The following is a 19,200-nucleotide window of genomic DNA, read 5'->3' as shown; positions in this document are numbered from 1 at the left end:
CCGAATTTTGGCGTTGTGCGTTTCCTGAAAATTACTCTTGTACAACGTGAAGCTTGCGCGCATGCGCGGCGCAGACCTGGTTACGGAACCGCCGTGCAAGCACGAGGATAGCCCCGAGCGCGACAATGTTCACGAGCTGTGTCATCATGAACACCAAATCGCCTATGGTGATCGAATGACCGAGAAAGAGCGCTGACGACAACATCCATAGTGCGTAGGCGCGCGCGCTGATTCCGGCGGAGCATTGCTCACTCAAGAGGCGCCAGATCTGAGGGACGTAGGCGCCGATGACAAGCGCGGTCCCAAAATAGCCGACGAGGAAGGGCGACTGTTGCGAAAGCCACGTATGCAATATGTTCATGATAGCCTCTTCAAATAGGAGGAAGAAGCTACCGACTTATACAGCCCCGTAAGAGCATTATCGAATGCCCTTTTCGCAGAATCTTAATGCGGGATATGCAGTCTGCAGTCGCGGTTCCGTGATCGGTCCGGCCGAGCAAGCACCACCCACTGAGGGAAACTCAGAAAGAAATTATCAGCCTGATCGCCAAGACGGTCGTAAATACGCCAAGGGCGATGACAGCAATTTTGAGATGAAGATCATTATCTAAGCCCATTTGCCTCTACTCACACAGCGCCGTCAGCCCCTCGCCACTGGCAGACCGGAAAAAACCCGGCGGCCTTGGAGGATACCGCCGGGCTGATCCGCCGATCACACCGCTTCAATGGCCGACAGGCTGAATAAATGGCGCTGGCGCGTCTGTGCGAATCCCGACACACCGTCTCGGTTTAGTCGGATGTGTGGCCGACAAGCCACGTCCTCTAGCGTGGAAGAATTCCTTCGCTGGATTACACGATTCAGACGTCCGCTGCGCACTGCATGCGGCATGTCATCACCGAGGTCGGCAAGATTGCCAAGGTGGCGCTCGAGGGCGACGGCCAAGAAGATCCTGACCAAAAACGCCGTCCCTCGTGTGCTGCAATCGGCATCTGCGCGGCAATCCAGAGCGCAGAACCTGGTTGTCGCTACCTGCTCCGACGACGAGGGCGTCCGCGGGGCCGCGAAGAACTGAAGTGCGTCTATCGAAAGCGCAATTCGGAATCCCCTTCTTCGGAAGGGGTATCGAGCAAGACTCGCCCGGCAACAGGGGCGCTGCAGCCAGCAGACTAGATCGAGAAATTTCCGGCTAACGACTTTCTGACCGACGGGTGGGGTGCGTTGAGCGATGCATCGCACCTTCTCGGCTATGAATGAATATGCAGCGTGAACGGCCCCACGTCGGGACCGAGCTCGGTACGACGAAGGGAATACGCCGCACCATCAGACCGCCGATGAAACTCCACTTTCTTTGAGAAGGACAACTATATTTTGCATGTACTGCAAGTCAACGAGCGTGCTGCAAGTCAACGGGCGTGCCGCGTGGGCGCGTTTCCGCGCGTCTCAATCAGCAAGCCAGCGCAGTGAAATCTTGGTCGGGGGAGGGCGGGAAAAAAGTTGCGGAAAAGCATGCCTATATCGCCCTTCATCAGCGTTCTCCTTCTCATCGGGACCGAGACAAGCGGGTTCTGCAGGAGCGACTGCATCGTTGCCTGCGGCTCGCCAAGGAGTTTCCGGAAGATCCGACAAGCTCAGCACATCAAGTTGCTGGAGGCCGAGCTGCTGGACGATCTCCGCGTCCTCGAACACCAGTAAGTTCGACGAGAGTCGCAAAGGCTTCAGCGGGCGCAAACGCTGCGCCAACTGTGCCGAAACCTCATGCGGGCGGCGGAAAGGCCTACGCGATCCTCGTCGGTGCGGTGAGCGCTAGCGTCGCCACGGCATCCGCTATTGCAAGCGGATCTGCATAGGTAACCATGTGACCGGCATTCTCGACCAGATGTAGCAGGGAGCGGGGCAACGCCTCGTGCAGGCGGCGCGACTGGTCGGCCTCGATGAGCCGGTCAGCCGTTCCATGCACGATCCTAACGGGGCACCGTATGTCCTGATACTGACGCTGCAACTGCGCGGCAGCTGGGATGAGGAACGCGCTCTCCTCGGCGGCCGCCCTCAATTGCTTGGGCCGGAGAGCCATCGAGAGCGGAAACTCGTTCTTGAATGCCGGCGGAACCGCGCGCGGCGCGAACAGCGTGCGCATTAGCTTCGGCATAATGGCCCACGATATGATCGGCGAGATCGTGTAGCGCATCAGATCGCCGAGCAGTGGCAGTGCCGGACCCGACATGAGCCAAAAGTCCATCCGAGAGGTTGGAAAATAATAGCCAGACGCAAGCACGAGCCCGCTCACGGCATGGCCGCTTCGCAGCGCCAGCGCGATCGCCACCAGCGTTCCCCAGGAGTGGCCGAGCACCACGGGTTGGCGCACTCCAAGCTGATCAAGAGCCATAGCGAACAAGGAAGCTTGCGTTTTGGGCGTCCAGATGCGCGTCCGCGGACGGTCGCTGTAACCAAACCCGGGCCGGTCGAAGCAAATGACGCGATAGTTGTGCGCCAGGCGGTCGACCAGACCGCTTAGGATGAGATCCTGAATCATGGTGCCATTCCCGTGGAACAGGACCACGCAAGGCGCGCCGGCATCACCGCGTTCGATATAATGCAGGTGCACTCCGTCGCACTCGATGAAGATGCCGATTGGTGGATTTTTTCGCTCCGCGGCCACCTGAAACGCGATATTGCCGAGTAACAGAATGAGAAGTCCGGCCAAAACGATCAGCAGGACGATTTCAGTTGTAGACATTGGTCAATCCTTAGATCGTCCGCGCTGGCGCGGTACATCGAATGGGCGGAATAACCGAGGACCCTTGCTCGAAAAGCCGACATTCGCACCGGAGAGCTCACTAGGGTCGCGCGTAAGCTCACGTCGAAGCGAATAGCCCTTCAGCCGAAGCAAGCAAACCGTCGGTGTGCGCGATCCGCTTGCGTCCGTCCGTTTGCCGCAGCGTTGCGGCTTGCCGTCATCGTCCCGGCAGAGTCGTCAGCTTCCGGGACGCTTCGGTCCGCCAGAACGGATATGCAGCAATTTCTCTCGAATGCTGCCCGAACATGTCGATCCGTCTTCTTGAAAATTCGGTAACAACGGCGAAGAATTCAATTGGCGACCTGATCGCCGCAAGCCTCAGACCGAATTCAAAAGCAAATTGCCCGTTGTCTTGGGCTATCTCGAGAAGTTTCGCTTGATAAGCCTGCAGGTTTGACGTCGCCAAAGCGATGCCTGTCGTTGAATCGCTATCTCTCATCCCCTGACTGAGGTCAGCTGGTAACGCATCCACCCGAGGCTCGCGGAGTGGAGCGTCGGGCTTTAGATCGTTATGAAGCTTAAGAGGCCGTTCAATCGCCGCTGCAGCCACAGAGTGCAGATCGTCTCTCGAACTTCTAACAAGGGCTTGCTTGTTTCGTTGGGCCCGCGCGGTCTTTTTCGGGTTGCGGACGCGCTTCGACGCTGTTGCCAGCTTACGTTTGCTCATCTGACGCTCCAAGGGATGGGGTCATTTCTGTAAAGACAACAGGCTTTGGAATACGGCGTTCCAAAGGCGCAAATTCTGCGAGATGTCCTCAGCTCAATCGTGCATATGATATTTTAGGTAGCAGCTCCGGACCACGAACGCCGAACTTGCAATCCGAGAGATCAATATTTGACGGCGCTTGGCCTGAGAACGGTCAGCACTCTGCTCGTTGTGTTCCGCTGCCGAAGCGGCGCCGGGGCCGCCGTCGAGCCCGGTAAAAGAGCTGGCTCCGTCGGCCGAGGTGTTCTCAAAGGGAACGCTGCTTAATTTTCCAAGTTTGCATCTGCACCGTCGCTCTAATGCGATTGAGAGGCAATGCCCCGAGCTAAAGAGCATGCCGCCGCGATTATGCGAGAATATCACAAGGCCGAGACGGAATTGATCGGCAGGGCGGTCGTGCTTACGGACGGTAAGGCCGGGACCGTCGAGGGACTATATTTGGACGAAGCGCACGGCTTGCGGCTTTCCATCGCTGGCCATCCTGGGAAGTGGCCTGTCTCAACGATCAAGCCGGTGCAGAAGTGACGAAGACAGCGCGCCTGGATTGCCGGCGGCCTCGGCTTCGTCGCGGTGCTGCTGACGATCGCTGCGAACGGAGCGAAGCTGCTGGGGCGTTGATATCCGCTTGTTGAAGCAGACATGCAGATAGTTCAAGTTCATGTCGGAAGTGACCCGTTTCTGACTTTCGTCGATGCGCCGAGATGTTAGGCCCATGGCGAGTCTCTATCTTGCGGGACCATCAAAACAATCGGGAAAAACCGGCAGGAGAGAGGGAACGGTGAAACGTCGATCGGGTTGATCGAGCACGTGGAGTCTTCGAGGCGTTGCTATCGGGCTGCAGACCTTCGCGCGATAGATCCGAGCGGCCAGTGCATGCGACCGTGAATTATTCGCGCGATACCTAGGCGCTCGCCGCTATGAACTTGCCATTGAGGCAGCCTCTAGCCGAGAGGGCGATGTCAATGAAAGTTCGCGAACTTGTAGACGCGCTTCGAGCGCTGCCAGATCAAAATGCTACGGTGGTTATTGGCGAGGGCAATAGGCCTGGCGAGTGGTTGATCGTCTCAGGCTTAGTATTGCGCCGGATTTTGCAGCTGGACGATGACCTCGCTGTGCTTGGAAACGATGTGGCGGTTGAGATCGTGTAACCGAACGGACGTTTGGTCGATTTTTCGTTTTCATCGCGCCTTCGAGATGGCTCGGCGGCGCTGACGGTTGCGCCGGGCTTGGCCTTTTTTGTTCCCAGCATGAAAAGTACGTCAAAGCTGCTACCCAAATCCGCCTTTTCAGGGACCTTGGAAAGCTGCTACCCACGGATCGGCCCAGGGCTATACTCACTTCAGGAGCCCTGTGACATCAAGGCCGAGTGACCCTAACCTTTCATACGGGTAACGCGTCTAATACGCTGATCAGCGTACGCGGGGAGGTTACGATGACACCATTCTCCCGTCGCCGTTTGCTCGACATTGCTGGCTCAATAACTGCTGCGTCTGTTCTAAGCGCGCTACGCCCCGTCCGAGTTGCGGAAGCGGCGGAGGAGAAAAGCACGTGGAACGTCAAAGGCCTCTTTATGGAAGCCTGCAATTGCGAAGCAATGTGTCCCTGCGTTGTGGGTAATGTCCCGACGCCCGGCACATGTGGGGTCCTTCTTGGCTACCATATCGAGTCCGGCCGGAAAGGCGATGTCGCGCTCGATGGATTGAATGTGGTGAGAATGAACTCCTTGCCGGGCCATATGGCTAAAGGCAATTGGCGGGGGGCGTTTTACATCGACGAGCGGGCAAGCCCGGAACAGCGCGAGGCACTGAGCGCGATCTTCTCCTTCAAGCCTGGTGGTGCGTTCGCGGCGCAGGCCCGATTGGTCGCCGAAGTGCTCGGCGTCAAGTTCGTGCCAATCACGTTCGAGGGCCAAGGACGGCAGTGGAAGATGACCATTGCTGGAATCGGGGATGCTGACATCACCGCGATCGAGGGGTTCGGCGGCAAGGAGATTCGTGTCGAGAACTTGCTAGGAAGAGCGCTTCCACACGTGCTCGCGAAATCGACGCATACCGCGTACAAAGACTTTGATCTCCAGTGGGAGATTAGCGGCAAGAATGGATTCTATGCGCCTTTCGCCTTTAGCTCGGCCTGAGATTCCGCGCCCACGTTCAATGGAGGTTTGGCGCCTTCTGCCGGTGGGGGTCTTGCTCGGGCTCTTTATCGGAGGGGCATGGACGTACCTTGTCTACATGGATTGGGGCATGCGCCACATGGATGTCGGCATGGACATGTGGATCATGCCTCAAATGGTAGATTGGGATGTGACAGATCTCAGCCTCGTGCTGTTGATGTGGGCGGTGATGATGGCGGCAATGATGCTGCCATCGGTTCTGCCAGTGATCGCGGTTCTTATCCGCATCGACGGCTCCGCGCGTGCCGCGGGGTTCATAGCGGGATATTTTGTGGTGTGGGGCGGATTCAGCGTCGCAGCAACTCTCTTGCACTGGGCACTCCTCAAGGCGGCTCTTGTCTCGCCGATGATGGAAAGCGTTAGCGTGCTACTAAGCGCCGCTGTGCTGGCCGCAGCTGGCCTTTTCCAATTCACGCCATTCAAGCACGCCTGTCTCGCCCGCTGCAGATCGCCATGGGGGGCGGTGCTCAATCCGTCGAGCTCTTCAATTTCGATGCGTGAGGGCCTTCGCTATGGCGCTTTTTGCGTCGGCTGCTGCTGGGCGTTGATGGCGCTACTGTTCGTCGCAGGCGTCATGAATTTGCTCTGGATCGCGGTCATTGCCGCCTACGTCATCGCAGAAAAATGGGCGCCGGGCGCGGAATGGTTCAGCCGCGCGGTTGGTGTGTTGTTATGCTTGGCAGCGGTTGCAGTGTTCGGAACCAGCGCAAGCTAAAGACGTCCCGGATCGTCGCCGACGAGGACGAGGAGACGTTCACGCGGTTGATGTCAGCTTGTGGTCCAAAGCCGACGCGGCTGGGTCACCGCGATTGTTCAATTGACTGGCTATCCGTGTTTAGGCTTAACCGCATCTCGTTTTTGACTGTCCGAAGTCATCAACTTAACGTATGTTATTCGATGGCCACGCAGGTGGGAGACGTTCCTATGTCGGCGTTCCGAGAGCTGGAAGCTTTCGCAGACTGCGTCGCGAATGCCCGAGAGAGAACAGCAACCGGGACTGAGCTTACGAGCGTTATGCTTGCTCGTTCAGAGGAACAGCTAGAGCAGTCTCGAAGGCTTTTAGCAGTGAGTCCTCCCATGACTCGGCCCAAACCTTTCCAATGCTGGCGGTCAGGAGATGACCATGCGTTCTTACAAAAACGAGGAAGTTGACCAAGCATACCGGGATACTCTCGACCAGCACCCGTTCGCCCCCGAAGGAGTGCGCGAGCAGATCGCACGTTCCGTGTTCAGCTTGCTGCGTGTGAAAAACTCCTCAGCCAAACATCCGGGCGTGACTTCGAGGAACCTGTGGTGCCGAGCGCTGCCGACTGTCGTGCAATAGCCAAAGCTTTTAGAACCAAAGCCAAAGAGGCGGGCGCTCCAAGTAGAGCAGCCTCGATCATGAACAACATCTCACACAGCTTTAGCGGCTTGGCGAGCCAGCTTGAATTGCTTGGGGAATAGCAGCGTCCATTTAGTTGGACGTCCGTTTGCGGCCCTTAGCTGATTTGGACCGACGGCGCAGCGATGGTCCGCTTTCAGCGTTGGAGCGAACGCGCATCCCCGCGCCGGCGGTGTGTTCGTTTGAGCCGCTCAAAAGAGATCAGGTTGATCATCCTGCCGCAAGTTCTCGATCGAGAGCAGCTCAACCTGGGGGCCGGTGCGCACGATCGCCTTTGTGATGCCGCGCGCGGTGCGATCCTCAAGCGTGCCGGCGATAGATTCGCGCTGTCCCCGCAGTCGGCCGACCGTGTGACGACGGGCGTCTTCAATAAAGCTCGATATCGACGCGCCCGTGGTATGGCTTGGCCCACTGGGATTCAATGACGACAAGACCGCTCTCAAGGTGCTTCTTACGTTCGGAGCCGGGCAGTGATTGCCATTTGCGAACGTCGACGGCAGGGAAGTCTCCGTCGAACCGTTCCGGCTTTTCCGGCGAGACCGAAACGTGCCCAGTTTCGTGTCCACTTCCCGGAAGCCACGGCCGAGATCATTGGCGAAGATCTTCAGCTCCGCCTTGATGCCTTCGATCCGCGTGGTAGTCGGCGAGATTTTCTTGCGAAGACGGAGCGCCTCAAGACAGAGCTCCAGGCGCTTCTTCAGGGTCTTCGCATCGGGTTCAATAGCGGGCATGGCGGGTCCTGACGCGCGGAGCGCGAGACGAGGGCCGCGCGTCACAAATGCTCCATAATCACCTTAGCGAAGAGTTTCGATTGGCGTATGTGGTCAGGTCTGTATTGCCCCCGGTGAGCATTGGAAGAGCTGTTGAAGCAAGCGTTCTTCCTGAGCAATTCGACGCTCGTAGATCGCCCGCTCGCGATCCGTTTTGGCGCGTTTGAGCAGCCAGCGATAGTGATTGATGATCTTCTCGCTGCCTTGAACCAGCCGATCGATTGTCGGATTCATGCCATCGCCTCCGTTCTACGCTGGTTGGCAGGTCGCGGAGCGTTCATCGCTCGGGGAAAGGTTGACGTCGAAAGGGAATCAACCGCCATCGTCTCCTCGGAGAGCCGCCGTTGAATATACTGCCGTTCCAGAGGCGAAGCTCGGTGCTCAGCAGCCGGCGATAGCGCCTGATGTTATTGTGACGCGCGCGCAGGCGCGCCAGTTTTTCGTCGATCACCATTGACACCTCCCGAGAGCAATTCAGGCGGCCATGACACGTTCGGTCGAGCGCAGGCGATACGGTTTGCCGCCCGGCGGCGTGCCCGGATCTTCATCGAGTGCGCGCAAGGCGGCGAGGATGTCGTCGATCGAGACTGGTGCTCCCAATCCGATTGGCAAACGCATGGAGGGACGCGAGGCGATTGCAGATGCGTCGGACGCCCATGAGGCCAGTATCGCGCGTTTCTCGGCCGTTCTCAGGTGAGGGTGCTTCACGACATCTCCAGGCGTTTCAAACCTAATCCGGGGATGCAGCAGCGCGTTGAAATCGAAAACGTGGTCGTCGGCGGTCGTCGGCCGCATGATCCTGCTCCTTTTCATTGACGAGGAACGGAAGCCGCGCGAAGTGTCGCGCGGCTCAGAAAGCCCTGCATTAGGCGGCTCTGGCTTCCAGCTTACGAACGTTGCCGGCATCGCCGATAGCGATTCGGCGTGGCTTCATGGCTTCCGGAATTTCGCGAACGAGCTCGATAGTGAGCAAGCCGTTGTCGAACGCCGCGCTACTGACCTGGACGTACTCGGCGAGGCTGAACTGTCGCTTGAAGCTGCGGGTCGAAATGCCGCGGTAGAGAAAGTCGCGCTCGGTCATGTCGGACTTGCTGCCCTCAACGGTGACGACGTTCTGTTCGGCCGTAATCACGATATCTTCGGGCGCAAACCCGGCAACTGCCAGAGAAATCTGATAGCGATCGTCAGCGAGACGCTCGATGTTGTAGGGTGGATAGTTGTCCTCGCTCGCCCGCTGGGCGGTTTCCGCGAGATCGAAAAGGCGGTCGAAACCGATGGTCGAGCGCCAGAGGGGGGCGAAATCATAAGTGCGCATAGCCAAATCCTCCAAAGAGCAAGATGGTTACGAGCGGCACCGGACACGACCGGTGCCCGTCTCTTTGCCCGGGCCCATCAGGCGCCCGGACGCCACCGTCAGATGGCGACGAAGAAATTAGCAAAGCGCTTTTTTGTTTCAAGGGGCGAACGAAAAATTTTGAGGCTTCCTGCGGGGCCGGCGCCTCCCGGGAACAAGGGTTAATAGCCGACGTTTTAATCTTGTCTTCCGTTACAGGAGGGCATTGATCCGGCCTCAGCATATCCCCCCGGTGCCGCTGAGGCCGTTTCTTTCAGTGGTGTGCTTTCAGTGTGAGTAGCGTAGTGCCAAAGCGTACCAAGAGGGCTCCGCCTGAAGTGGAGTCTCCTCCGATGCCCGGCTTTATCGATCCTCAGCTCGCGACCCTGAAGACGAAAGCACCTTCAGGATCCCAGTGGATTCACGAGATCAAATACGACGGCTATCGCATTCAGATTCACCTCGATGGCGACGACCGCAGGGCCTTCACGCGGAATGGCTTTGACTGGACACATAGGTTCTCAGCCATCGTCGGCGCCTTCGACATCACGGGGCAGGCGATCGTAGACGGGGAGGTGGTTGTCATCCATGAGGAGCGGACCAACTTCTCTGAGTTGCAGGCTGACCTCGGGAGAGGCGACCAGGATCGTTTTTTGTACTTCGCCTTCGATCTCTTATGGCTCGACGGTCAAGATCTTCGCAAGCTATCCCAGCTTGCCCGCAAAGAGCTGCTGAAGGAGCTGATCGAGAGCAACAAGCTGGAGACGCCCGTTTTCTACAGCGAGCATCATATGGGCGACGGGCCGGCGCTGTTCGAAGCGGCCGGCAAGCTCAACTACGAGGGCATTATATCGAAGCGGGTGGACGCGCCATACCGTTCGGATCGCGTCGAGGCTTGGCAGAAGATCAAAGCCGTCCAACGCCAGAAATTTCCTGTCGTCGGATTCGTCAAGGATCCATCCGGCGTCGCCGCTCTGTATCTCGGCAAGCAGGATGGCAAAGAGCTGCGATACATGGGGAAGGTCGGGACCGGTTGGAGCCGGACGAAATCAGCAGAAATCCGCAAGGCGCTGGAAACGGTGGTCAGCCCGAAAACCAAACTCACGAAACCCATTAGGAAGCCCAAGGCAACCTGGGTCGAGCCGAAATTCTATGCCGACGTCGAGTACCGGGACATCACATCGGAAGGCTTGCTGCGCGCAAGCTCCTTCAAGGGACTTAGTCGCAAATAGGAACAGCGGCGGCCCGACGACGTTTTCCTGTCATGTATATGGGCAGCATGATCGAGGACTCGTTCAACATCGCCTGGAGCTTCCTTGAGAGGTCAGGGGAGCTTGGCGAAGCTGACGCATGCACTGGCTTTCTGGTTAGGTTCATTGAAGACCAGATCAGAGCGGGCGAGCGTCGGCCGATGATGATCGCCAATCGCGCGATCGTTGCGTATCAATCAAGAGCTCTTAAGCCAAAATCGATTGAAAAGAGGCGCAGCTTTTGGATTGCCTGATACAGCTGCTGTCGTCTTGCAGTAAGAAGGGCGCGATATGCCTGGAAACGCAAGAGCAAAGGCCGCACTTATCTCCCGGGGGCCGACGTGGACAACGAAGAGCGTTTCCTCGCTGCTTTTCCTGGTCGATCTCGGTATAGCGGTGTCCTTAGCCGGACTCATCGTCACAATCCTGATGTTCGTAGCTGGATCGATATGATCAATCCTAAATGTCCGGTCTGCCTCGGCATTGGCTTCGTGTGTGAAAACCATCCGTGCCGTGCATGGAGCGAGGTATTCGGCTGTCAGTGCGGGGCCGGCATGCTTTGCAAATGCAATCACAGTGACAGTTATGTCGAGCCTGACCGGAGCCGAGTTCTCGTGGAGAGCCTGGCGACTCCACCCGCCAAGCATTGACTTCGTCGGCGCAGCTCTAATCCGATTGTCCGGAGCGCCCCAATCATTTGATGAAAACGTCATATCGTGCCCGTAGGCTCGCCAGCTGGTTTGGAAGGTAATGATTTTCCGGAACGTCCCAAGGGTTGCCCTGCAAAGAATCGGCAGATCAATACAACGCTCTATCACGAGTTGCCGGCACCAATCCCAGCCGAGCCTCCGTTTGAAGAATATCGCGAGGAGCGTTACCGGGTTGTCCACCCAGCTGGATAGGTTTAGCTGCCCTCACGTGGGATGATGCGAAGTCTAACCAGCTACGTCTCGCGCAGGGCAACCAACATGGCCGGCGTAGTTCGGCCTGCCGGCTTGCTGGAAAAACCTGACCTAACTCTGGCATCCTGGTCCGCGGCTTGTTTGGGATGATGAGGGCAGCTTTCATTGCGCCCAGCGATCCTGATGCGGAAGGATGGGTGCCCTAGTTTTGGTTGGCAACAATTTCGGAAATAGTCCATTGTTCCTGCATCACCGGCCATGGCTCTGTCCGTAGGCGCCGGTGGCTGAGAGACCATTGTGCTCCCGCCTGCTATGACAGGGAGTGCACGCTATGCCGCAGTCGGCTAACCTAACACCCAACAATGCAGAACACGCGGAACAAATCCGTCAGCGGACGGAAGAAGCTCGCAAGGTAGTGAAGCGGCCCGCGCCGGAGGCGCACGATCCTTTCCCGAGCGAAGGAGACGACATGGATCGGTGGATCAACTCGCGGGGCTTGCAGCCGCCGAAGTAGATTCTTAGGAGTGGGTGTCTGTTTCCGACCTCCGTGGCCCAAGGTGAAAACCGCGGTGGGCAATTCAGCATTGCTATGTGGTCCACGGCGAAGAGAAATCAGCCCGTGCGACAAGGGCGAAACTGTCGAACTGATGATTGCCCGTTATCGGCGCCTCAAGTCTCAAATACCCGATCAGCAAATGAACGATGCCAATGATCGCATGGTAGCCCAGCTAGAGCGGAGAAGCTGTCTTTGCATCCTGAGACAGGGCGAAGCATTGTGCCGTGATTGGCGTGCACTTTTGGACATTCTGCGGATTGATTTGGCGCTAACATTCATTGGGTGAACTTAAGCTTGCCGATGCTAGACTCATGTTTATGGCGCGGTACTACTTCGATCTTCTTGACCAGGATGGCCCTTAATTGACGAGGAAGGCTTAGAGTTCGCCCATCTTGAGGCCGTAGAGCGCGAGGCTGCCAAGGCTATGGCCGACGCGGCGGCGAGCAACTTCGAACGGCCTATAAGGGCTAGCGAATCCTCGATAGTCGTCCGCGACGATAACGGCTTGGTTATGCGGGTCCGGTTTACCGTCGAAATCGAACGGCTTAGGGGGCAGTAAGGCCGCACTCCTAAATCGGAGACGCTTCCTGACGTCGGGTAGTCCCGGTTAGCGGCGAGAAAGGGGGCCATTGCAGGACTTCGGCGCCCTGAACGGACATCAATCGACAAGCCCGGCGGTCCTTCCTTCCAGCTGAACTCGGTCAGATCATGTCGGACGCCTGAGTCCCGGCGAAGAAAGCCATTCTTCAATGTGCGAGCCAGTATCGGCTTCGCGAGCCTGTCTGAGCAGCATCTCGCGATCTTTACCCGGAGGCATAGCCTTCGCTCGCTGCCGGGCAACTTTTGCAAATTCCGTGAGGCGCTCCTGAAGAGATGTTGCCTGCTTGAAACGTCGTCGGCGCTGCATCGCGTACCCTCCTCAATTGCGCCGAGAGTAACGGAGGACATGATCTCAGTTCTTTCTCAAAGGTTAAACCGCTTCGGAGAAAACTGCTCCCTATCCTATCTGATAGGAACTTCGGCTTGCACCGCGTATTGAGTCCAGAACTCGCCTCTCAGAAGGGGGAGGCCCGGTCCACGTTGGCGGCTTCGCCACGTTCGCCGCGATATGCGGCCTTGCAGCGGCTTAGGTTGGTCGTTTTAAGGTTTCTCCACCTATCTCAAGTCGATGGTCTTGATCGTCGCCATCGCAGGAAACCGTCATGCATCCTACCGAGATGCTGATCCGCCGGCTGCGGGTCGATACGCATTTATCCGATGAAGACGCAGAAGCACTTTCAAACCTTCCTATGCAAATCAAGGAGGTTGATGCCGACACTCTCATCGTGTCTGAAGGGGACCGGCCGACCAAGTGTTGTCTGGTGATCCAAGGTTTCGCCTGCCGCTCAAAGGTCACCGATTCGGGTCGCCGCCAGATCCTTTCGTTTCACATCCCAGGTGATATTCCCGACCTTCAAAGCCTTTTTCTTCGGACGATGGATCATGACCTGACAACGATTTCTGAGGCGACGCTCGGCTTCATCGATCATTCCGCCGTAAATGCTCTCATCGATGCTCGCCCGTCGGTAGGCCGCGCGCTCTGGCGCGAGACCCTGATAGATTCGGCAATTTTCAGGGAATGGATTGTAAATGTGGGTGTCCGTCCTGCCGCAGCAAGAATGGCTCATCTGCTCGCTGAGCTGCGAGAGCGCATGGCGTCAGTTGGCCTCGCCGAGGACGGTACTTTTCATTTTCCAATTACGCAGAACGACCTTGCAGAGGCGCTTGGGCTGAGTGCCGTGCATATAAACAGGGTACTCCAGTCCTTCCGGGCACGGCGCGTCCTGGACTTACAGAAGCAGCAAATCATCATCGTGGACCACGATAAGGTCCTTACCGAGGGCGGCTTCGATAGCAGCTACCTTCATCTCAATAGGAACTTATAACTTTATGTCTGATTTGCAGCCGAGCCAGGATCAAGCGATGCGTTTCTACTTTCAGCAACGGGGAGAACTAACCGACGAAGGGATTGATTATCCCGACGCCGAGGAGGCACTTCGGCAGGCTGCCGACGCGGCGCTCTCAATGGCGATTGAGCAACTCGACGAAACGATGGGGGAGCTCACTCTGGATGTTTCCTCGCAAGACGGTCCCATTGGATCGGTCACCGTCAGGTTGTTGATATCCAGGTCAAGCGGGTAGGTGCCGGTTTTTCCCGATTTGAGCCCGAAAAGCTATTTGGAACGACTGCTCACTTTCGCACCTAGGAACATCGACCCGGCGCGCGGTGGGTCGATGCTCGAGATGATTCTGCCAATGTCGGGGATCGGGACGGCGATTATCGGCGTCACGATCAACGTTTTCGAGTGGCGCGCGTTGATAGGCTATTGGCGCCTGAAGAGGCGGACGCCCACAAATGTGCCTATGGACGTGGAGTAGGGCCGCCCCAGCTGTCGGCCTCATGCGCCCTGTCCACAGTGGCCGGCCCTCATCAGGTCTCAATGCATTGAACAGCAAAATCGTCGCAGAGCGAGGCGAACATCTTCTTTGCTCGAGCGTCCTCAAAGCAAAATTGAGTGCCTTTTCCGCCGTGCTCGATCCACCAATCTACTTTGTGACCTCTTGAGATGCGGGAAGCTTCGCCGCGAAGTTGATCCAGTTGCCTTCCGTAGGCTCGAACAATCACGCAATGCGCCATAATCGATCCTCCGCTTAGATCAGACACCGCCATCTGGCTGAGTAGTCGGCGTCAGAATTCGCTTCGCCCGTTCGGCTTGTTCCAGGGTAAGATTTTCCGCAAAATTCCTCCCAATCAGAGCTGGTCCTCTACGTTCTCGATCGTAAACCATCCAACCGTTCCCTCCTTGCCGTACGAAGAATCTCGACTGTGGCCCACTCTCATTCAATGACGTTTCTCCCTGAATTGCCCCCGACGTCCGGGCAAGCTAATTCGAGCCATCGCGTATTACGCATCACCTATGTGAATCCCTTTTAGAAAGACTCAGGGAGTTCCTGTTTGAATTGCCAACAGAAGCCGAAATGGAGGTCAGCGACGTCGATCGACAACGTCTCCCTCTCACGGCTGCAACCCTGGAATAACTATGTCGCTGATGGGTGCACTGATTCACAAATGTTATGGCGGAGCGGCGCTTGTCGGGATAATTAGGCAAACCGGTCGAAAATTTTGAAACCCGGAAAGTGAGGGCCGCTGTACAAAGCAGCGGCCCTTATCTTGTGCTGCATCGCACGCGCTTGCCCGAACCGTCCGCAAAGTTAGTGTGCTCAGCGGTGCAATGTGAACAGTCAATCCCTCCGAACATGCCAGCTTGAGAACGATCGGGATGGATCTGATTCAATGCTCGGTCGCGGGACGGCCACCTGCTCAGCCAGCCCCAGCGGGAGCGGTCCCTGCCTTTCCGAGCGCAGTGGCGTATTTTGGCTACTGTCCTAATTAGGATAGCACCAGATTTTGAAGATGCTCCAATGAAGAGGCCGCCAACTGAGGCGGCCTTACCTCATGCCCATGAATAGTGCTGCAACAAACAGTGCGGCGCCAAAGGCCGCGATGCCAAGACAGATACGTGCCTGAACCGAATATGGATTGGTGTGAGGTTGTTCGATCATAGCCTCATCTCGGCGGCTGTAAGCCGGGCGATCTCAACCACTCGCTCATGTGCGAACCCGTCTCGCACTGGCGAGCCTTCCGCAGAAGGCTCTCGCGCTCGATACCTGGGGCGGCCTTCTTGGCCTCATTACGCAAGCGGATGGCTTCCGCCGCGAGCCGCGCTTCCAAGTCCACAGTCTGCTTGATACGACGCCGACGCTCTGTCATGGCGCTGCTCCTTTCCGTTGGGGGAAGGCGGGAGCGCGTGATGGCGTTCTCATCACCGATAAATGCCACGGACCGTGCGGTGATGGACTAACCGTACAGTATCGGCACCGTGCGACGACAACTTAGGTTAACGAACCGGGAACTTTATTTTTGCGCGCGGCTCGAACTTTTCGGGAACCGCTCAAGAGGCGCATTTGGCTAACCTTCGGCCTTACTACGCATCTTCTTTGGGGAACGGCTCTTGCGTCTTCCGGCCTAGGAACGTGTCAGGAGGCGGTTGTTTAAGCGCCTCAAGACTGTTCCGGTAGCCCGTCAGGTAGCGGGCGTAGGCCACCGCGAACTCGCGCGATCCTCGCGGAACGGCCGGTACACTTCTCTGGAACGCTCGTAGGCCATAGCTCAGGCTAAACTGGAGAACCAAATCACGCCACGAGTGGGTCAACTCGCCTGGCCATGATGCCCTCCTAAACGCAGCTCGTGAAGCAGTCGTCGAAGGGTCTTCGATTGCTGTCGAGGTCCGCAATAGAGCGGGGCCTGTTCTCGAAGTTACGGCCATCTTCCATTCGCTGCGGCCTCCGGAAAGGCATTACCTCGTGGGACAGAGGTAGCCCACCGCACACACAAGTCAGCCGACAACGCGCGAAGTAGAAGATTGTGGAACTACGACGACTAACCTGTGTTAATCGGAAATGCCGAGATACTTCTTCAATGTTCATAGCGCAGTGCCGAGCACCGATGACACAGGAGAGGATTTGCCCGACGACGAAGCGGCGTGGCACAACGCTACGATCTTTGCTGGCGAAGTCTTTAAGGACATCGACGGGAGGTTTCGCCCTGGACAGGAATGGTCGCTAGAGGTGACGGATGAAGCCGGCAAGCCGATCTTCTTGATCAATATTGGATCTCGGAAAATGAATTAAGTCCGCCTCAGCTTGGAGGACGTGGTTTCTAAGTCGCAATGAGATCCTTACTGCCATCGATGAGCCGCACAAACGTTCCGCTCTCGTGCAGCTCGAGCCAGCCCTGTTGCACGGCAAACTTCAAGCCGGCTCCGAACTCGCTGCCGCTCGCCTTCAGCGTGAATAGGAAGGGCGCGTTGATGCGCTCGATATAGATCCGACCATCCTGCACCGGCTCGATACTGGCGGCGAGTTCGACGAGCTTTCGGGCCGCAGCTTCAGGGTCGGAGTAGGGGCGGGCCTCAACGTTCTTCATGCGCAGCTTTCCATATTTGATCCAGTCTTCCTAACTCCAAATGGTGAGTTCTGCCTAATTCAGCTAGGGTTGCCATGCAACCAACGCGCATTGTTGTGCTTGTAGGCCCATGCAAAGAGTTCATTTAGTGCGGGTGACAACTGACAGCGGCGAGCGCCAGATTTGGCTTGCAGCGACGGAGCGCGACAGCGCTGTCAACTACGTGCTCGATGCGATCCCGGAGGGCTGGACGGCCAGCCTAGTCCAGCGGGAGTTGAGCGCCGAGGATGCGGCGGCATTGCAAATGAAGCCAGGAGAAGTCCGCCAGCATCGACTATCTTGATAGCTTTGCGAGTGCGCCAGTACGCCTCTGGATTTTTTCGGCCGCTTGCGCAGCATAGATGTGCTGGCGGTGAGGGTAGCTCTCTTGCGGCTTCCAGCTGTCAAACTCGGCGCCGCAGCCGCAGCGCATCAGCGTGCTGCGGATCTCGCTGTCGCGCTTCTCGCCGCGGGCGCGCCTCGCAGGCATCTCGGCCCGCCAGTCTCGGTCGTAGCGCCACTCCGCGAAAGCGCTATCGGGGATGGAGGGCTCTAACTCGGACCAAGCCGTCTCAAAGGCCTGCCGAGCGGCATCGAAGCTCTCGGCGATGCCGCTGCGTCGCGTGCCCGGCTCCATGCCGGGGTAGAAGCCGACCGACCAAGCCCATTGATCGGCATGAACTGGCACGCCGGCGCGCTCGCCAATAGTGCCGACACGGACGTCGTCAAAATAGATGTGCCAGGTTTCCTGGTTTGGATTGTCGCTGCGGCGGCGCGTGAGGGCGGTCATATCCAAAGAATAGGGAAGTGCTGGCTTCTAGACCAGCCGCTGGGTTTCGAGGGATGAGACCGAGCCCAAGAGGTTGGTCAACAGGTCTCGCTTCGTCAAAAAGGGCGCCGGCCCAAAGGGGGATGAGCCGGGGCCTCCAAGGTTTGCCCTCACGAGCCTGAGGACATCGGGAAAACTTGGCAGGCGCGACGATGTTCCTGGCTCGTCACTGAGGCCCATCACGCCGATCGCGAACGAAACCGGACCCTTCAGCTTTGAGAAGGGGCACGATCAGTCACGAAGCGTCCCCCATCAGGGCCGGCGCCAGGCGAATATCGCGGCCATTGACCTCGACGAGTCCCGGGGAGCGGAGCCGCGAGACGTAGGTGCTGAAAGTCCCGCCGGCGGCGGCGAGGTTCAGCTCGGCCGCGAGGTCTTCGCGGCTAATCGCATTCGGGTAATGTTCGGTGAGCGCATCGAGCATCGGTCCGACGCCGGAGGGCTTCGGTTTCCAGAAGGCGACCAGCTCGGGCCCGGGTGGCGGCAGCGTCGGGACGACGTCACCTAGAGCGTGGATCGCGTCGGCGGTCGCGAAGTACTTCTCGCCGCGGCGCTCGATGCAGCCTGCGGTGCGCAGGCTCGACAGATAGGTGCTCCGAGTGCCGCCCTTGCGCTTCCGGCCGGCCGCGACCGCCCACTGCGCCTCGGTCATGCCGGCGGGATGAACCGCGGCGAGGGCTGCCAGCAGTCTCCGCTCCACGCCGAGCAAGGGAACATCGCCGCCGCCAGCGGGCGCCGACGGTGGCTTACGCGCGCGTCTGCCGGTTGCAGTAGAAGTTGTCAGCAACTGGCGTTAGCGTCGAGGTTAACAGCCGGAATGACGCGTCGCCTCTCACCGTCGAACGTTCGCGTCATCGGAGCACACGGCCGGCTTGCCACCACCTCTGACACAGATCCGATAGAGCCAGGGTTCGACGTAGCTGCCTTTCCAGATGCCGCGGCCCGACCGCTCGGCCTGCTGCTGAACTGCACCGTACCGGCCGTTGGAATATTGCGGCCAGTCGAGCGCCAACCCCTGCTGTACAAGCCATTCACCGAGGTCGGCATCGGCTACCGCGCAGGTCGCGACCCTGCGTCCGTAACGATCGAGGCTGATGGACACGCAATTTATCGGCCGCCGCGCGATGAAAGCGTCGAGCGCGTTCGCGGCTTGGGCTCCGCAGCGATATTGCAGGCTGTCCTCACCGCGGCAGAACTGGCCGCTCTCTGGTGCGTCGACGCCCCAAAGGCGTATGCGAACGCCGTGCAATTCCAGTGTGTCGCCGTCGATAACGTTCGCCTGGCCGACGATCTCGCCGGCGGCCGCGCCCGTGATCGTGCCCGCGATAAAAACGCACGCTATGAGCGAAATTCGTGCCGTGGTGATGATCTGCAGTTCGCTTTGTCGCTGCAGCGTGTTCATAGGCTGTGAACTACGGGTTTTCCGCATGGGAATACGATGTTTTTCACGTATGTTGA

General features: G+C 58.0%; 24 protein-coding genes. 11 read left to right on the top strand and 13 right to left on the bottom strand.

Features of this window, described 5'->3' with window-relative positions:
• Positions 1-31: 31 nt before the first annotated feature.
• The 4 genes from NLM15_RS33065 to NLM15_RS33050 form a co-directional block, all read right to left on the bottom strand.
• Positions 32-361, bottom strand: coding sequence for a PQ-loop repeat-containing protein (locus tag NLM15_RS33065; protein ID WP_254121993.1), 330 nt, complete (start codon positions 359-361; stop codon positions 32-34).
• Positions 362-1,441: 1,080 nt separating this feature from the next.
• Positions 1,442-1,741 carry a hypothetical protein gene (locus NLM15_RS33060; protein ID WP_254121991.1) on the bottom strand — a complete coding sequence of 100 codons (300 nt, stop codon included), beginning with the start codon at positions 1,739-1,741 and terminating at the stop codon, positions 1,442-1,444.
• Between the two features lie 34 nt (positions 1,742-1,775).
• Positions 1,776-2,735: an alpha/beta fold hydrolase gene (locus tag NLM15_RS33055; protein WP_254121989.1), complete on the bottom strand. Its 960-nt coding sequence runs from the start codon at positions 2,733-2,735 to the stop codon at positions 1,776-1,778.
• Between the two features lie 217 nt (positions 2,736-2,952).
• Positions 2,953-3,462, bottom strand: a complete 510-nt coding sequence (locus NLM15_RS33050; RefSeq protein WP_254121987.1) for a Phasin protein — start codon at positions 3,460-3,462, stop codon at positions 2,953-2,955.
• 354 nt (positions 3,463-3,816) lie between these two features.
• Here NLM15_RS33050 and NLM15_RS33045 point away from each other — a divergent pair, with 354 nt between their 5' ends.
• The 5 genes from NLM15_RS33045 to NLM15_RS33025 all read left to right on the top strand — a co-directional run bounded on the left by NLM15_RS33045 (position 3,817) and on the right by NLM15_RS33025 (position 6,998).
• Complete coding sequence (locus NLM15_RS33045; protein WP_254121985.1) at positions 3,817-4,026, top strand: PRC-barrel domain-containing protein; 210 nt, start codon at positions 3,817-3,819, stop codon at positions 4,024-4,026.
• Between the two features lie 437 nt (positions 4,027-4,463).
• The gene (locus tag NLM15_RS33040; protein ID WP_254121983.1) at positions 4,464-4,649 is read left to right on the top strand and encodes a hypothetical protein; all 186 of its coding nucleotides are present in this window, start codon (positions 4,464-4,466) and stop codon (positions 4,647-4,649) included.
• 284 nt (positions 4,650-4,933) lie between these two features.
• Complete coding sequence (locus NLM15_RS33035) at positions 4,934-5,635, top strand: DUF1326 domain-containing protein (protein WP_254121981.1); 702 nt, start codon at positions 4,934-4,936, stop codon at positions 5,633-5,635.
• 109 nt (positions 5,636-5,744) lie between these two features.
• Positions 5,745-6,389 carry a DUF2182 domain-containing protein gene (locus NLM15_RS33030; protein WP_254121979.1) on the top strand — a complete coding sequence of 215 codons (645 nt, stop codon included), beginning with the start codon at positions 5,745-5,747 and terminating at the stop codon, positions 6,387-6,389.
• A gap of 408 nt (positions 6,390-6,797) precedes the next feature.
• The gene (locus tag NLM15_RS33025) at positions 6,798-6,998 is read left to right on the top strand and encodes a hypothetical protein (protein ID WP_254121977.1); all 201 of its coding nucleotides are present in this window, start codon (positions 6,798-6,800) and stop codon (positions 6,996-6,998) included.
• A gap of 251 nt (positions 6,999-7,249) precedes the next feature.
• On the opposite strand, the gene NLM15_RS33020 is transcribed toward NLM15_RS33025, so the two are convergent.
• The 5 genes from NLM15_RS33020 to NLM15_RS33000 all read right to left on the bottom strand — a co-directional run bounded on the left by NLM15_RS33020 (position 7,250) and on the right by NLM15_RS33000 (position 9,143).
• A complete protein-coding gene (locus NLM15_RS33020) occupies positions 7,250-7,789 on the bottom strand; it encodes a hypothetical protein (RefSeq protein ID WP_254121974.1) in 540 nt (179 codons plus the stop codon).
• A gap of 93 nt (positions 7,790-7,882) precedes the next feature.
• Positions 7,883-8,062 carry a hypothetical protein gene (locus NLM15_RS33015; RefSeq protein WP_254121972.1) on the bottom strand — a complete coding sequence of 60 codons (180 nt, stop codon included), beginning with the start codon at positions 8,060-8,062 and terminating at the stop codon, positions 7,883-7,885.
• 43 nt (positions 8,063-8,105) lie between these two features.
• A complete protein-coding gene (locus tag NLM15_RS33010; RefSeq protein ID WP_254121970.1) occupies positions 8,106-8,282 on the bottom strand; it encodes a hypothetical protein in 177 nt (58 codons plus the stop codon).
• Positions 8,283-8,302: 20 nt separating this feature from the next.
• Complete coding sequence (locus NLM15_RS33005; protein WP_254121968.1) at positions 8,303-8,623, bottom strand: hypothetical protein; 321 nt, start codon at positions 8,621-8,623, stop codon at positions 8,303-8,305.
• Between the two features lie 70 nt (positions 8,624-8,693).
• Positions 8,694-9,143, bottom strand: coding sequence for an Hsp20 family protein (locus NLM15_RS33000; RefSeq protein WP_254121966.1), 450 nt, complete (start codon positions 9,141-9,143; stop codon positions 8,694-8,696).
• Between the two features lie 371 nt (positions 9,144-9,514).
• On the opposite strand from NLM15_RS33000, the gene ligD reads away from it, so the two are divergent.
• The 6 genes from ligD to NLM15_RS32965 all read left to right on the top strand — a co-directional run bounded on the left by ligD (position 9,515) and on the right by NLM15_RS32965 (position 16,600).
• Positions 9,515-10,393, top strand: a complete 879-nt coding sequence (gene ligD / locus NLM15_RS32995) for a non-homologous end-joining DNA ligase (protein ID WP_254121963.1) — start codon at positions 9,515-9,517, stop codon at positions 10,391-10,393.
• Between the two features lie 32 nt (positions 10,394-10,425).
• Entirely contained in the window at positions 10,426-10,665 is a 240-nt protein-coding gene (locus tag NLM15_RS32990) for a hypothetical protein (RefSeq protein ID WP_254121961.1), read from the top strand.
• Between the two features lie 1,565 nt (positions 10,666-12,230).
• Positions 12,231-12,428, top strand: a complete 198-nt coding sequence (locus NLM15_RS44110) for a hypothetical protein (RefSeq protein WP_375166947.1) — start codon at positions 12,231-12,233, stop codon at positions 12,426-12,428.
• A 643-nt stretch (positions 12,429-13,071) separates the two neighbouring features.
• Complete coding sequence (locus NLM15_RS32980; protein WP_254121957.1) at positions 13,072-13,794, top strand: Crp/Fnr family transcriptional regulator; 723 nt, start codon at positions 13,072-13,074, stop codon at positions 13,792-13,794.
• Positions 13,795-13,798: 4 nt separating this feature from the next.
• The gene (locus NLM15_RS32975; RefSeq protein ID WP_254121955.1) at positions 13,799-14,050 is read left to right on the top strand and encodes a DUF6894 family protein; all 252 of its coding nucleotides are present in this window, start codon (positions 13,799-13,801) and stop codon (positions 14,048-14,050) included.
• 2,319 nt (positions 14,051-16,369) lie between these two features.
• Positions 16,370-16,600, top strand: a complete 231-nt coding sequence (locus NLM15_RS32965; RefSeq protein WP_375166895.1) for a hypothetical protein — start codon at positions 16,370-16,372, stop codon at positions 16,598-16,600.
• Between the two features lie 28 nt (positions 16,601-16,628).
• On the opposite strand, the gene NLM15_RS32960 is transcribed toward NLM15_RS32965, so the two are convergent.
• From NLM15_RS32960 to NLM15_RS32945, 4 genes are all read right to left on the bottom strand, one after another.
• Positions 16,629-16,895, bottom strand: coding sequence for a hypothetical protein (locus tag NLM15_RS32960; RefSeq protein ID WP_254121949.1), 267 nt, complete (start codon positions 16,893-16,895; stop codon positions 16,629-16,631).
• Positions 16,896-17,208: 313 nt separating this feature from the next.
• Complete coding sequence (locus NLM15_RS32955; protein ID WP_254121947.1) at positions 17,209-17,703, bottom strand: hypothetical protein; 495 nt, start codon at positions 17,701-17,703, stop codon at positions 17,209-17,211.
• 274 nt (positions 17,704-17,977) lie between these two features.
• Entirely contained in the window at positions 17,978-18,451 is a 474-nt protein-coding gene (locus tag NLM15_RS32950) for a hypothetical protein (RefSeq protein ID WP_254121945.1), read from the bottom strand.
• Positions 18,452-18,574: 123 nt separating this feature from the next.
• The gene (locus tag NLM15_RS32945; protein WP_254121944.1) at positions 18,575-19,144 is read right to left on the bottom strand and encodes a thermonuclease family protein; all 570 of its coding nucleotides are present in this window, start codon (positions 19,142-19,144) and stop codon (positions 18,575-18,577) included.
• Positions 19,145-19,200 lie beyond the last annotated feature (56 nt).

It is taken from the genome of Bradyrhizobium sp. CCGB20 (assembly GCF_024199855.1).
Taxonomy (GTDB): Bacteria; Pseudomonadota; Alphaproteobacteria; order Rhizobiales; family Xanthobacteraceae; genus Bradyrhizobium.
Note: the sequence above shows the minus strand (reverse complement) of the source record. Positions and strands in the feature narration are given on the sequence as shown.

Coding starts and splice junctions, on each gene's coding strand:
- NLM15_RS33040 (WP_254121983.1), top strand. CDS start 4,464: ATGAAAGTTCGCGAACTTGTAGACGCGCTTCGAGCGCTGCCAGATCAA.
- NLM15_RS33015 (WP_254121972.1), bottom strand. CDS start 8,062: ATGAATCCGACAATCGATCGGCTGGTTCAAGGCAGCGAGAAGATCATC.
- NLM15_RS33030 (WP_254121979.1), top strand. CDS start 5,745: ATGCGCCACATGGATGTCGGCATGGACATGTGGATCATGCCTCAAATG.
- NLM15_RS32945 (WP_254121944.1), bottom strand. CDS start 19,144: ATGAACACGCTGCAGCGACAAAGCGAACTGCAGATCATCACCACGGCA.
- NLM15_RS33055 (WP_254121989.1), bottom strand. CDS start 2,735: ATGTCTACAACTGAAATCGTCCTGCTGATCGTTTTGGCCGGACTTCTC.
- NLM15_RS33020 (WP_254121974.1), bottom strand. CDS start 7,789: ATGCCCGCTATTGAACCCGATGCGAAGACCCTGAAGAAGCGCCTGGAG.
- NLM15_RS33010 (WP_254121970.1), bottom strand. CDS start 8,282: ATGGTGATCGACGAAAAACTGGCGCGCCTGCGCGCGCGTCACAATAAC.
- NLM15_RS33065 (WP_254121993.1), bottom strand. CDS start 361: ATGAACATATTGCATACGTGGCTTTCGCAACAGTCGCCCTTCCTCGTC.
- NLM15_RS33035 (WP_254121981.1), top strand. CDS start 4,934: ATGACACCATTCTCCCGTCGCCGTTTGCTCGACATTGCTGGCTCAATA.
- NLM15_RS32965 (WP_375166895.1), top strand. CDS start 16,370: ATGCCGAGATACTTCTTCAATGTTCATAGCGCAGTGCCGAGCACCGAT.
- NLM15_RS33000 (WP_254121966.1), bottom strand. CDS start 9,143: ATGCGCACTTATGATTTCGCCCCCCTCTGGCGCTCGACCATCGGTTTC.
- NLM15_RS32960 (WP_254121949.1), bottom strand. CDS start 16,895: ATGAAGAACGTTGAGGCCCGCCCCTACTCCGACCCTGAAGCTGCGGCC.
- NLM15_RS33025 (WP_254121977.1), top strand. CDS start 6,798: ATGCGTTCTTACAAAAACGAGGAAGTTGACCAAGCATACCGGGATACT.
- NLM15_RS32975 (WP_254121955.1), top strand. CDS start 13,799: ATGTCTGATTTGCAGCCGAGCCAGGATCAAGCGATGCGTTTCTACTTT.
- NLM15_RS33005 (WP_254121968.1), bottom strand. CDS start 8,623: ATGCGGCCGACGACCGCCGACGACCACGTTTTCGATTTCAACGCGCTG.
- NLM15_RS33045 (WP_254121985.1), top strand. CDS start 3,817: ATGCCCCGAGCTAAAGAGCATGCCGCCGCGATTATGCGAGAATATCAC.
- NLM15_RS33050 (WP_254121987.1), bottom strand. CDS start 3,462: ATGAGCAAACGTAAGCTGGCAACAGCGTCGAAGCGCGTCCGCAACCCG.
- NLM15_RS32990 (WP_254121961.1), top strand. CDS start 10,426: ATGTATATGGGCAGCATGATCGAGGACTCGTTCAACATCGCCTGGAGC.
- NLM15_RS32980 (WP_254121957.1), top strand. CDS start 13,072: ATGCATCCTACCGAGATGCTGATCCGCCGGCTGCGGGTCGATACGCAT.
- NLM15_RS32955 (WP_254121947.1), bottom strand. CDS start 17,703: ATGACCGCCCTCACGCGCCGCCGCAGCGACAATCCAAACCAGGAAACC.
- ligD (WP_254121963.1), top strand. CDS start 9,515: ATGCCCGGCTTTATCGATCCTCAGCTCGCGACCCTGAAGACGAAAGCA.